Raw genomic sequence first — 12,619 nt, 5'->3', positions numbered from 1 at the left:
TTCAGCCTTTCAATTGCTCTTTGGACTTCAGACGCAGCCCGGTTTTTTTCAGGATGCGTGTAGAATAAAGGATGTCTTTGGCGCGGCAGGCGTCGCCCAGAATGGCCGTGATTTCTGCCCGCTTTTCTTCGACCTCGGTCCGGTCCGAACCATGGACCATGGCAAAAAGGTTATAGGGCCAGTCGGGCAGGGCGCGCGGGCGTTCATAGCAGTGCGTAACATAGGGCAGCGCGCCGATTTCTGCGCCCAGTTCGGCAACACGGTTGTCGTCCACATCCCACACGGTCATTCCGTTCGACGTCATGCCCAGCTTGTAGTGGTTGGGTGCCGCAGCGATACGGCGGATCACCCCGCGCGATTTCAGACCCGCAAGCCGAGAAAGCAAGGCGTCTTCGTCCATGCCCAGGGTTTCGGCCACACTGGCATAGGGGGCAGGGACCAGCGGCAGGCCGCCTTGCAAAGCCTCAATGATCTCTCTGTCTTTTGCGTCGATCATGCTGCCACCCGGAAGCCTATGAAAAATTCCTGTAGTTTGGGGAACTGCAGGACGGCGATCCCGGTTTCCCTTTCGATTGCCTCGGCCGCTGTTGCAATCCCTTCAGGTGTTTCGGTCGCCAGAACGAACCACATGTTCAGCCGGTGCGTGCGTTCATAATTATGGGCCACCTCGGGGTGCGCATTGACTTTGGTTAGGACGGCTTCGAAATTCTCGGGTTCAACAGCCATGGCACAGAGGCAAAAAGCCCCCCCCATGGCGGCTGCGTCGAAGAACGGGCCAAACCGGGTAATCACACGCTCTTTCTTCATCCGGGACAGGCGATTCAGCAAATCGCTTTCAGATATGCTCAACGCGTCTGCCACGGCGGCGTAGGGGTTCGGTACCAATGGCAGGTCGTCCTGCATCCTGTTCAGGATTCTGCGATCAATTGCGTCGAGTGTCATGCGGCGGACTCCTTCGGTTGGATCAGCGCGCCGGTCTGTTTGAAGCAGCGGGTCGAAAACAGAACCTTGTGCCGCGCACCGGTCAGCTCCTGAAGCTCGGTCGCGCCAGCCAGCACCTCATACGCTTCGCTCCGCGAGCGGGCGTGGATCATGGAATAGAGCCGATAGGGCCAGACCCCCTCGACCGGATTGCGTTCGTAACACAGGGTGATCCCGGGATGGGCCGCAAGGGCCGGTCCAGCAGTGTCAATCTGATCGGCGGGAAGGTCCCAGACGACCATCGCGTTGGCAGACCATCCGAGTGCACGGTGACGCACGATGACGCCCAAACGCGAGATGATGCCCGCCTCGTGCAGGCAGCGAATGCGCGTCATTACATCTTCGGGCTCTCGACCCAGCGACCGGGCCAGCGCCGCGTAAGGGTCACCGACAAGTGACAGGCCCGAGCTCAGTGACTGGAGCAAATCACGGTCACCGTCCTGCATGGCCGACCGGTCGATCCGACGCGCGCTGGGAACGCGTCGCGCGCCACCGGACATGCGGAACCCCAGATCTACGTTGAAGGGGCGCACCAGCCGCAGGTCGAGAACGCGAAGTCCGGTTTTTTTTCTGATCCGGGCCAGCGTGTTGTCGACATGTGCGCGATCCGGCCCGGTGGCGACGAACCAGAGGTTCCAATCATCTTCCCGCTGGTAGTTATGGTTCACGCCCGGTTCCGCGTCGATCAGGGCAGCAATCTTTTCAATGCGGTGCTCAGGTGCCGCAACCGCAGCCAGCGTGCTTGCGGAAACCGCGCCGGGCGCGATGGTCGCCCCGACACGCGTGATCCGGCCTGCCGCCCGCATGCGGGCCAGCCGGTCGATCACATCGGCCTCGCTGAGCTTCAGTGTGTCGGCCACAACTTGGAAAGGGCGTTCGGTGACTGGAAAGTTGCGCTGGAAATCATCCAGAAGGTGGCGATCGATCGGGTCGGTGATATGGCACATGGGTTACAGGCCTGTTCTGTGCGCGCGGGCGGTGAAGAAGATGCCCGATGGGCTGTCCGCTTCGATTTCACGCAGTTTTTCAAATGTTTGCGTGTCGTAGATCATGACCTTGTTGGCATCCCGGACGCTGATCCAGACCTCATGCCCGCGCGGCGTGAACTCCATATGCAGTACGGCGGGGCCGGGTTTGAATTCGTGGATGATGTCCTTGCTGACACTGTCGATGACCTGGATCGTATCGTTCAGCGGGTGGGCGAAGTTGACCCAGACCTGCCGCCCGTCGGGCCGGGCCATTGCAAAGACCGGCTGGCCATGGGTTTGGGTGCGCCCGGTCTCGGTCAGGGTATCGGCGTCGATCCACAAGACCTCGTGATGGCCAACAGCAGGCAGAACGAATTCACGACCGGTCAGCGCCCAACCTTCAAGATGGGGCATCTTGTAGACGGGCACCTCTTCTTGCCCGCGCCCGTAATCGGACAGCACGCGGATGGGTTCCGGGGTGTCAGCCCAGAGGTCCAATGCCGTTAGGCCATCCTCGCCAAACAGGCCTGTGATATAGGTCCGGCCATTTGCGGTTATCAAAGCGTCGTAGGGGTTTTCACCCATGTTGGGGATTTTGGTGATTTCCGGCCTACCTGAGGAAAAATCGGCAATCCAAGTCTCGCCCGTGTCCCACATGGTGAACACGAACCGCCGACCGGGCGCGTCAACCAGGCCGATGGTTTTGCTGCCGGTCGGAATGTCCGCGACCATTTCAAGCGTATCGGAATCGAACACGCGCACGCCGCCGGGTTCATAGTTGGACACTGCCACCAGCGTACCATCGTCAGAGATTGCGCCGCCGATGGCGTTGCCCGCCTGTACAACACGATTGGCAATCTGGCGGGTGACGATGTCGACCTTGGTCAGACCTCCATCGCGGCCGAACACGTAGGCGAAACGTTCGTCGGGCGAATAGACCAGCGACGCATGAGACAGATCGCCCAGGCCTTCGATCCGGGCCAGCGCCGTGCGCTCGGATTGATCGACCAGCAGGACTGAACCCTGCGCCCGTTCGATCACCAGCCCGAGGTCGCCGGTGGCGGTGGGTTCCGCCTGCGCAGTGGACATCATAAGGGTTGCGGCAAGGCCGAGGATGAGCTGTTTCATTGTGCCTCCGGTTCCAGCAGGTAGCGGGCGATCCACTCGGCCTCTTCTTCCGTGATCAAGGGGCGCCAGGGCGGCATCGCGGTGTCCGGGATTCCGTCAAGGATGACGCCGGTCAAAACTTCGGCGTCGTAATGTGCAAGAGTTCCCGCACGCAAGTCGGGGCCCAGGCCCCCCTTCAAAGACAACCCGTGGCACGATCCGCAATCCTGATGGACAAGCCGCTTCAGAGCGTTGGGGTCCAGCGTATCAGCGGCAATTGCCGAGGTTGCCACCAGCACGGCAATGGTCAGGACGGTGCGCCCGGCCCATCCTGACTGCGGATTATTGCGGGCCGGCGCGGTATTTCGGCGACCGAGCCTAGCCATGAGCCTGTTCCAATAACTCAGCCACGGGTCGCTCGGAATACAGCGAAACGACCTGGCCGATGATGAACAGGGTAGGGGCCGCAAGTTCCGCCTTACGTACATCCGCAGCTAAGCGATCCAGCCGGGAAACAAGGCGGCGTTCAGCGCGCGTGGTGGCCTTGGCGACGGCCAGAACCGGGGTCGATCCGGGCAGGTTTTCTGTCATCAGACCCATGGCAATCTGACCGATATTGGCAACGCCCATATAAACCACCAGCGTCGAATCCGGGTCGGCCAGACGTTTCCAGTCCAGATCCAGGACCTTGTCTGCCTGCCGGTGCCCGGTGACATATTGGACTGAGGTCGCAAGGCCCCGATGGGTCAGTGGCACGCCCGTTGAACAGGACGCGCCTTGTGCCGCTGTAATACCGGGCGCGTATTCGACCTCGACTCCGTGATCCATCAGATAGGCGGCCTCTTCCGAACCGCGGCCAAAAATCATCGGGTCGCCGCCTTTCAGGCGCGCCACAGTATGGCCGGCGCGGGCCTCTTCCAGCAGGATTTCGTTGATGCGGTCTTGTGGGACAGTGTGGCATTTCGGGGCTTTGCCGACAGGTATGAGTCGTGCCCCTTCGGTGTGCATGGCAAGGATTTCGTCCGAGACCAATCGGTCATAGACCACCACATCCGCCTGTTGCAGCATCCGCAGGGCGCGCAGGGTCATCAGCTCCGGATCACCCGGTCCGGCACCAATCAGAAAAACCTTACCGCTCATGTGCAAACTCACTTGTCCTGAATGTCGTCGGAACCCGGTGTTTCCTGCGCGAATCCAGTGTGATTACGGGACGTTGCTGGGTGAACCGGGCGTGTCATGACGGCAGGTTGGCGCATTCACGGTTCAACCTCCTTGACATAAGTTAAGGAGCGCGGGATTTGCATCCGCGCTCCTTACTTCTGCCCGTATGTCTGCTTCTGCTCAGGGATCTACTGTGATCATTCCGATCATGTTCTGTGTCTCCCAATGCGGACCGCACAGATAGTCCTGCGGCCCCGGGGTGAGGAAGGTCAGATCAACCGTTTCCTCGGGAAACAGCCGGTCGCTTTCAGGTTCGCTGCCGTCTTTCAGCAGCACGCTGTGGCTGGTGCGTTTGTCCACGTTCACCCAGCGGACCGTGGTTCCTGCTTTGACGGTCAGTTCGGCAGGGCAGAAATTGTATTTGTACATCAACACAACTTCGGCGTCCTCAACGGCTGACGATGGTTGGCCGAACAGTTCGACATAACGTTCTTCGGCCTCGGCGCAGATTGCGGCTGTGTCTTCGTCGGCCGCAAGCACCGGTGATGCCAGAAACAAAAGTGCAGGAAGAAGTCTTTGGGTTTTCATGATCCAATTCTCCTTACTGAAAGGTTGGGGGCCGGATCCTCCGGCCCCCAACCTTTACTGTTTCACCACGTTGATATTCGCGCTGTCGTCGTCCAGCGCGAGGCTGGTGTTCAGCGTCACATGGTGGAATCGCGCACTGGCATAGTCATCGTGGATTGCAAAGCCGACCGTATAGGTCTGCCCGGGTTCCAGCGGCACATCACCCGGCGCACCGGAGTTCAACGGCCGCGTAAACACGACAGTCCACATTCCGCCGGAAAGCTCGGCCGAGGCAGCGATTTCACCGTCATTGACCACGCGCTGATCCAGCAGATAGCCGTTGGTGGCACTGCCATCGGCATAGACCCGCATCAGGTCAAGATAGGTGCCGTCGGCCAGGTATTGCTCAATCTGCTCGGCAGACTGCAGCTTGTCCCAACCACCCAGGGGCTTGCCACCGCGGCCTTTGACCTCAACCTCGGTGCGGCTTTCGCTGATGTATTTGGTCACTGTGTCCTGCGCGGTCAGACGTCCCGTAACATCACCATTGGCGGCAATGGCATCCGCACCCGGGTCAAAGGGCATGTAGCTGTTGTCGGCGTGACATGAAGCCCAGCAACCCACTTGATCACCCAGCTCAATATCTGTGCCGGTGATCATCATGGCGACCTTGATCTGGTTGTCGGGGTCCATTTTGCCGCCATCAACGAACGGGGCAGGGCTATGGCCCGCATCCGGCCATTGCAGGCGGATATAGAGGTTTTCATCGTCATGCGCTGCCTGAACGGTTGCGTCGATCACCCCACGTTTGCCCGGGATCGGGGTCGGTTCCAGTTCGCCACCGGCAACGATCTTGTTTCCGATGGTGTCCAGTTCCTTGGCGTGACAGGTCGAACACTGATCGCCCCCCTTGGTCAGCGGACGGGCACCGCCGTGGGTCTTGCCGTTCTGCACCCATTCGAAGGACGCCTGACCGGGATAGAAGAGTTTCAGGTCCGCACTGGTCACGGCATTCCAGTCGATGTTCGAAGCGACGTCGCTGCCACCGCCGCCCGCAGGCGCGGCCGAGGCCTCTCCCGCAGCGTTGGCGCGTTCTTCCGCCACAGCGGCGTCAACAGCGGCCGCAATCTGGGCCTGAACAGCCTCTTGCTGGGCTTGTTTGGCGGCTTTTTCCGCGTCGGCCTCGGCGGCCTCCAAGGCTTCGATCTTCTCGAGGCTGGCCAGATATTCTGGCGGGATCGGCCGGACAAACGCAGGGTTCGGGGCTTCCAACTCTTCCAGATACTCGTCGGTTGCACGGTCCCGGATGTTCGAGTGCGCAATCCCCTTGTGGCAATCGATACAGGTCTGACCGGTTTCCATCGCGTTCAGGTGTTGCTGACGGGCGCGGGGTTTCTGGAATTCGGGCATCATCGATTCGAAATCGTGGCAGTTACGGCACTCGCGCGAGTCGGTAGCCTTCATCCGCTCCCATTCGTTCATCGCCAGATGGATGCGTTTGGCTTCGAATTTCTCTGGGGTGCTGATGGTCCCGACCATTTTGCCATAAAGCTCTTTGGAGGCCTGGATTTTGCGGATGATCTTGTGGGTCCAGTCCTTGGGCACGTGGCAGTCTGAACAGACCGCGCCCACGCCGGAACGGTTCACATCGTGGATCGTGCCGGTGTATTCGGTGTATATATAATCGCGCATCTCGTGACACGAGACACAGAACTTCTCGGTGTTGGTCGCTTCCATGGCGGTGTTGAAGCCGCCCCAGAAGATGATGCCTGCAGCAAAGGCGGCAGCGAGACCGGCCACGGGCATTCCCCACAGGAAATACCGGCGCCAGATCGGTGGTTTTTTATCCGGTTCGGAGGTCATATCCGTGCTCCGTTATGGCTGTCTTGTCAGGCCTTGTGTGGCAGGCCGGTGAGTTTGGCTGATAGGTCAAACGAGGAAAGGGCGGGCGAGGGGCCCGCCCTTTCCGGTTCTGGATGCGATCCCGTCAGGTGACGTGGTTCGAACGGTTGTAGACGTTGAACTTGCCGGTCGGGGCATAAAGCCCTTCGATGCGGCCAATTTCTTCCAGCGTCTTGGCGTCGAAGATCACGATCTGACCGTTGGGTTCTTTCGAATCCGACAGGTTCCATTTGGAAACCCAGACCTCGGTACCATCCGCGTTGAACTCGAAGTGAACAGCGGCGCTGCCTTCATCTTCGGTGATCTGGATGGTTTTTACGATCTCGCCGGTCTCTTTCGAGATGACCTGAACGGACTGCTGAATTTCCGGTTCCGGATGTTTGGTCTGGTCAGCCCAGATGTAATCCGAATTCGGGTGTGTGCGGATAAACAGGCCGGGGCCGTCGGTTTCCACTTCGTAGCAAACCTTCCAGGCATCGTCCGGACGGTTCTCTGGGTCGTTGCCCCAGACGGTCACGGCACCAACACCAAGGTGGGTTGTACCGGCAACCGGACCACAATTCGGGTCAACCCAGTTGGCGCCCGGGCCGGGGTGCGGCAACGCAGCCGTGTCGATCATCGCCTCAAGCTTGTGAGTTTCGGTGTCGACGACAACCATCTTGTTCGACGCGTTCGCGGCGATCTGGAAGTAACGGCCTGTCGGGTCGAAGAACCCGTCATGCAGGAACTTGGCACTGTCGATCTTGTCGATCCGCAGGTTCTCAAGGTCGGTATAGTCGACCTGCCACAGCTGACCCAATTCCTTGATCGCGACAATCCAGGTTGGCTCGTTCGGTGTGGTGTAGATTGCAGCCACGCGGGCCTCTTCCACATAGTCCCCGTCCACGTTCACGCCGCGTGTCGACACAACCTTGACCGGTTCCATGGTCTGGGCATCGACGATTGCGAAATGCGGCGGCCAGTAACCACCACCGATGACGTATTTGCCGTCGCCGGAAACGGCCACATCGCGGGCGTCGTAGGCAATCTTGACCTCGGAAACCAACATATTCTCAGGTTTCTGCCAGAGGTCGATCTTGGTCATCTTGCCGTCGCGGCCCATGGTGTACCAGAAGCGGCCCGGATGTTCCGGTTCGGTAGTGCTGTGGTGTTCGGATGCTTTCAGAACGTGGACAGCGTAACCGGTCGGGATGTGTGTCAGCACTTCTTTGGTGTCGCCGTCGATCACGGCCACTTTACCTACGTCACGTTCGATGACGACAAAGAAGTTCTCCCAGTTGCGGCCATGCAGCGGTTCGGTCGGATAGTCGGCTTCTTCGACATAGACCTTGCGTGTCGCTTTCATCTGTTCCAGCGACATCTCAGGCGGCTTGGGGGCCTCCATCATAATGTATGTCGCCATGTCCTTTATTTCCTGCTCGGTCATGATGTCCGAGAAGTTGTTCATGCCGCCTTCGGTCCCCCAGGCGATGATCTTTTCAAGACGTTCCTGCCCAAGCGCGAGGGTGCCGCCTTCGGTCACGGTGCCATCGGCTGCGGTTTTCTTCCAGTGGGGTTCAAGGTTTTTGCCTGTGGCGCCTTTACGCAGAACGCCGTGGCAACCTGCGCATTGCTCGAAATAGAGCTGTTTGGACGATTCAAACGCTTCGTCGCTCAATGTTGGCTCTTCGGCGAAGACTGGTGCAGCGACGCTGCCCAGCAGCATCGCCAAACCGACCCCAAAGGCGCGGCCAGTTTTGTTGTAGCTGATTCCAAGTGACATGATCACTCTCCATTTGCTGGTGAGGCAGGCTGGAGACTGAAACATCACGGAGATGTTATCCTTGACCAAAGTCAACGGAAGGGACGGAAACGGGTTTGTACACAGACTGAAATGCAAAAATAATTCCTAATAAAACACGTGTTTCCGGGTCATGTTTTGCGACGGTTTTGATTTTGGTTAAGTCATCCGGGCCGCCGGGCTGCTACGTGTGGCAAAACGGTCTAGGAGAGCAGAAATGCCCACGATCATCACCCGTATTTTTGGTGAAGGATTCCGAGTTTTTTTCCTGTCTGCAGGTCTCTACGGCTTGTTTGTCGGCCTTGTCTGGGGGCTGTGGCTGGCGGTGCCGTATTTGGCACCGGATTACGGCATGACACCGCCTATGTGGCACGCGCATGAGATGATTTTCGGCTATGCCACAGCAGCTTTGGGAGGGTTCTTCCTGACCGCGGTGCCGAACTGGACCGGTGCGCCCGACGCGCGGGCTCGCTTCATCGCACTGGCGGCAGGGGTCTGGCTGGCCGGCCGGATGGCAATGTGGTTTTCCGGGATACTGCCGCCGCTTGTGGTCGCGGTTTTGGATCTGGCCTTTGTGCCAATTCTGGCAGCCAAGATCGCCACACTGCTCATCCGCCGTCCCAAGCCGCAGAACATGGTGTTTCTCCTGCTGCTAAGCCTCATCTGGGTCGCGAACCTGCTGACCCATCTGGAATGGGCTGGTATTACAAGCGACACACTGCAAACAGGTCTGCGAGCAGGCTTGCTGACACTCTGTGCGATGATCGCCATTCTGGGGGGCCGGATCACTCCCGCCTTTACACGCAATGCAATGAAACGCGCCGGAGAGCCCGAGGCGAACTGGCCGGTCTCGGTGGCGGGCCTGGACAAGGCGGGCATGATTCTGGCCTTGGTTCTGCCCTGTGGCGTTCTGGTATTGGGCGCGACGGGCACGGCCGGAGTGCTGGGGCTGGCCCTTGGCGGTGTGCAAATCCTGCGCATGTTGCGCTGGCGCATGATCTGGTCCGCGCGGCAGCCAATCCTGCTCGCGCTGCACCTGGGACTTGGAATGCTGGCGCTGGGGCTGATTCTTTGGGGGCTTGCGGCATTGGGTTTCGGCAACGAGGTTGCTGCGCTGCACGTTCTGGGCATCGGTTGCGTGGGCGGCATGACCCTTGCGGTCATGAGCCGAGCTGCGCTGGGGCACAGCGGACGGGATCTGATCGCACCCGGCCCGATGGTCGTGGCCTATGGACTGATGGCCGCGGCAGCGATCTCGCGCTGGATCGCGGCGGATATGGAATCTGGCTATCTAGTTGCGATGCTGCTGTCCGATGGTCTCTGGGTCAGCGCATTTGCGCTGTATCTGATCGCCATGTGGCCTGCACTGACGGGTCCACGACTGGGGCGCTCGACCTGAATTTCAATTCCTGTCGCAAGTCTTGACTTTCGTTAAGGCGATACCATGACCCACCCGCCATTCTGAGCAAACTAGCTAATCTGCGCAAAGGAGAGCGCGATGCGAGAAGTCATGACAAAGAGCATGGCTCGCAATATATTCTATGGCGGGTCACTGTTCTTCATTCTAATCTTTCTGGCCCTGTCGGCCCATTCCCACCTGTATATCGTCAATTCCGAAAACGCGGCAAAGCTTGACGACAGTGTGGTTCGCGGCAAGCACGTCTGGGAAAAACACGCCTGTATCAACTGTCACTCGATTCTCGGCGAAGGGGCCTACTTCGCTCCCGAAGTCGGTAACGTGATGACCCGTTGGGGGGTGCTGGACGACCCGGAATCAGCCTTTGAATCCCTCAAGGGCTGGATGGAGGCGCAGCCGACCGGCATTCCCGGTCGCCGACAGATGCCCAATTTCAACCTCAGCGACGAAGAACTCCGCGACCTGACCAACTTCCTGATCTGGACGGACAATATCGACGCTCAGGGCTGGCCGCCCAACGAGGCAGGCTGAGAAAGGGACAAGGACAATGAAATACGAATCCCAAAAAATCGCCTACGCCTACTTCGCAGTGGCAATGGGCCTGTTCGCGATCCAGGTGATCGGCGGCCTGCTGGCCGGACTGATCTATGTATCGCCAAACTTCCTGAGTGAGCTTCTGCCGTTCAATATCGTGCGGATGCTTCACACCAACTCGCTGATCGTCTGGCTGATCCTGGGCTTCTTCGGCGCTGCTTACTTCCTGATCCCGGAAGAGGCCGAGCGCGAGATCCACTCGCCCAAGCTGGCCTATCTGCAGCTGATCATTCTGGTCGTCGGCACGCTGGGCGTGGTCGTGACCTATGTCTTCAACCTGTTCGAAGGCAACTGGCTGCTGGGCAAAGAAGGGCGCGAGTTCCTGGAACAGCCCAAATGGGTCAAGGCGGGTATCGTCGTGGCTGCGCTGATCTTCCTTTACAACGTGTCGATGACCGTTCTTAAGGGCAAGAAGACCGCTATCACCAACATCCTTCTGTTGGGTCTGTGGGGTCTGGCGCTTTTGTTCCTGTTCGCTTTCTACAACCCCGGCAACCTGTCACTCGACAAGCAGTACTGGTGGTACGTTGTCCACCTGTGGGTCGAAGGCGTGTGGGAACTGATCATGGCCTCGATCCTGGCCTATCTGATGCTAAAGCTGACCGGTGTTGACCGTGAGGTGGTCGAGAAATGGCTTTATGTCATCGTCGCCGCCGCACTGTTCTCGGGCATCCTCGGCACCGGCCACCACTATTACTGGATCGGTACACCCGCCTACTGGCAGTGGATCGGATCGATCTTCTCGAGCCTCGAGGTGATCCCGTTCTTTGCAATGATGGCCTTTGCCTTCGTCATGGTCTGGAAAGGCCGTCGTGACCACCCCAACAAGGCCGCACTGTTGTGGTCGCTGGGCTGCGCCACATTGGCCTTCTTCGGGGCCGGTGTCTGGGGCTTCCTGCATACGCTGCACGGTGTGAACTATTACACCCACGGCACGCAGATCACGGCCGCACACGGTCACCTGGCCTTCTACGGCGCCTATGTCTGCCTCAACCTGGCGATCTTCAGCTATGCCATGCCGATCCTTAAGAACCGCGATCCATACAATCAGGTTCTCAACATGGCGTCCTTCTGGCTGATGACCGGCGGTATGGTCTTCATGACCTTCGTGCTGACCTTCGCTGGCACTGTTCAGACACACATGCAACGAGTGGTCGGTGACTACTTCATGGATGTGCAGGATCAGATCGCGATCTTCTACTGGATGCGCCTTGGCTCTGGTCTGGTCGTGGTGCTTGGTGCGCTGCTGTTCATCTACTCGATCTGGGTCCCCCGGAAAGAGGTCATTGAACCCGGCGCAGCTGAAACTCCTGCGGAGTAATGGATATGGACGGCTCCATGCAACTGGGAACGGGGGCGGCTGACGCCCCCTTCTACCTGCCCCAAGGCGACGAATGCGACGTGTTTGCCGCCGCCTATACCAACAACCTGCCGGTTCTGCTGAAAGGGCCGACCGGATGCGGCAAGACCCGCTTTGTGGCCCATATGGCCGCCAGCCTTGGCCGCCCGCTTTACACCGTGGCCTGCCATGATGACCTCGCTGCCGCCGACCTGATCGGCCGCTACCTGCTGAAAGGCGGCGAGACCGTCTGGGTCGATGGCCCGCTGACCCGCGCAGTGCGCGAAGGTGCGATCTGCTACCTTGATGAGGTGGTCGAGGCTCGCAAGGACGTCACCGTCGTTCTGCACCCGCTGACAGACGACCGGCGCATCCTGCCGATCGACCGCACCGGCGAAGAGCTTGAGGCCGCACCCGGCTTCATGTTGGTGGCCTCATACAACCCCGGCTACCAGAACATCCTGAAAACTCTGAAACCCTCGACCCGACAGCGTTTCATCTCGCTGGAGTTCGACTTCCCGTCGCCCGAGATGGAGGCCGAAGTCGTTGCGCAGGAAAGCGGTCTGCCGCTGGAACGATGCAAACCGCTGGTGCGCCTTGCAGGCAAACTGCGCGGGCTTAAGGGTCAGGATCTTGAGGAAGGCGTTTCAACCCGTCTGGTCGTTTATGCCGCAACGCTGATCGCGCAGGGCATGTCCACCGACCGCGCCATCCTTGCCGCCATGATCGAACCTCTGACTGATGACGAGGATATCAAACGCGGGCTCCTCGATCTTGTCACGGCTGTCTTTGGGTGAGGCCGG

13 protein-coding genes are annotated in these 12,619 nt (G+C 59.3%); 4 read left to right on the top strand and 9 right to left on the bottom strand.

Going from position 1 to position 12,619, the window contains the following annotated elements:
* Position 1 precedes the first annotated feature (1 nt).
* The 9 genes from ahbB (ACR0J8_RS10105) to ACR0J8_RS10065 all read right to left on the bottom strand — a co-directional run bounded on the left by ahbB (ACR0J8_RS10105) (position 2) and on the right by ACR0J8_RS10065 (position 8,448).
* Positions 2-496, bottom strand: coding sequence for a siroheme decarboxylase subunit beta (gene ahbB / locus ACR0J8_RS10105; protein ID WP_170614003.1), 495 nt, complete (start codon positions 494-496; stop codon positions 2-4).
* Positions 493-942: an Lrp/AsnC family transcriptional regulator gene (locus ACR0J8_RS10100; protein ID WP_170614002.1), complete on the bottom strand. Its 450-nt coding sequence runs from the start codon at positions 940-942 to the stop codon at positions 493-495. The genes ahbB (ACR0J8_RS10105) and ACR0J8_RS10100 overlap by 4 nt, the downstream gene beginning before the upstream one ends.
* Positions 939-1,928: a siroheme decarboxylase subunit beta gene (ahbB, locus tag ACR0J8_RS10095; RefSeq protein ID WP_170614001.1), complete on the bottom strand. Its 990-nt coding sequence runs from the start codon at positions 1,926-1,928 to the stop codon at positions 939-941. Before ahbB (ACR0J8_RS10095) ends, ACR0J8_RS10100 begins: the two co-directional genes overlap by 4 nt.
* 3 nt (positions 1,929-1,931) lie before the next feature.
* The gene (locus tag ACR0J8_RS10090) at positions 1,932-3,077 is read right to left on the bottom strand and encodes a cytochrome D1 domain-containing protein (protein WP_480524482.1); all 1,146 of its coding nucleotides are present in this window, start codon (positions 3,075-3,077) and stop codon (positions 1,932-1,934) included.
* A complete protein-coding gene (locus ACR0J8_RS10085; protein ID WP_480524480.1) occupies positions 3,074-3,442 on the bottom strand; it encodes a c-type cytochrome in 369 nt (122 codons plus the stop codon). The genes ACR0J8_RS10090 and ACR0J8_RS10085 overlap by 4 nt, the downstream gene beginning before the upstream one ends.
* A complete protein-coding gene (cobA, locus tag ACR0J8_RS10080) occupies positions 3,435-4,196 on the bottom strand; it encodes a uroporphyrinogen-III C-methyltransferase (RefSeq protein WP_480524479.1) in 762 nt (253 codons plus the stop codon). The genes ACR0J8_RS10085 and cobA overlap by 8 nt, the downstream gene beginning before the upstream one ends.
* A 201-nt stretch (positions 4,197-4,397) precedes the next feature.
* On the bottom strand, positions 4,398-4,805 hold the full coding sequence (locus ACR0J8_RS10075) for a cupredoxin domain-containing protein (RefSeq protein ID WP_480524477.1): 408 nt from the start codon (positions 4,803-4,805) through the stop codon (positions 4,398-4,400).
* Between the two features lie 54 nt (positions 4,806-4,859).
* Positions 4,860-6,647 carry a NapC/NirT family cytochrome c gene (locus ACR0J8_RS10070; RefSeq protein WP_480524475.1) on the bottom strand — a complete coding sequence of 596 codons (1,788 nt, stop codon included), beginning with the start codon at positions 6,645-6,647 and terminating at the stop codon, positions 4,860-4,862.
* A 124-nt stretch (positions 6,648-6,771) separates the two neighbouring features.
* The gene (locus ACR0J8_RS10065) at positions 6,772-8,448 is read right to left on the bottom strand and encodes a cytochrome D1 domain-containing protein (protein ID WP_170613995.1); all 1,677 of its coding nucleotides are present in this window, start codon (positions 8,446-8,448) and stop codon (positions 6,772-6,774) included.
* A 235-nt stretch (positions 8,449-8,683) separates the two neighbouring features.
* On the opposite strand from ACR0J8_RS10065, the gene ACR0J8_RS10060 reads away from it, so the two are divergent.
* The 4 genes from ACR0J8_RS10060 (at position 8,684) to ACR0J8_RS10045 (ending at position 12,613) form a co-directional block, all read left to right on the top strand.
* Positions 8,684-9,865, top strand: a complete 1,182-nt coding sequence (locus tag ACR0J8_RS10060) for an NnrS family protein (protein WP_480524473.1) — start codon at positions 8,684-8,686, stop codon at positions 9,863-9,865.
* Positions 9,866-9,964: 99 nt separating this feature from the next.
* Positions 9,965-10,414: a c-type cytochrome gene (locus ACR0J8_RS10055; protein ID WP_480524471.1), complete on the top strand. Its 450-nt coding sequence runs from the start codon at positions 9,965-9,967 to the stop codon at positions 10,412-10,414.
* 16 nt (positions 10,415-10,430) lie between these two features.
* On the top strand, positions 10,431-11,798 hold the full coding sequence (locus tag ACR0J8_RS10050) for a cbb3-type cytochrome c oxidase subunit I (RefSeq protein WP_170678681.1): 1,368 nt from the start codon (positions 10,431-10,433) through the stop codon (positions 11,796-11,798).
* Positions 11,799-11,803: 5 nt separating this feature from the next.
* Positions 11,804-12,613 (top strand): AAA family ATPase, encoded by an 810-nt coding sequence (locus ACR0J8_RS10045; RefSeq protein ID WP_480524469.1) that lies wholly within the window; start codon positions 11,804-11,806, stop codon positions 12,611-12,613.
* Positions 12,614-12,619: the final 6 nt, after the last annotated feature.

It is taken from the genome of Ruegeria sp. N11 (assembly GCF_056531525.1).
The sequence above is the reverse complement of the archived record's forward strand: the minus strand, read 5'-3'. Positions and strand labels throughout refer to the sequence as shown.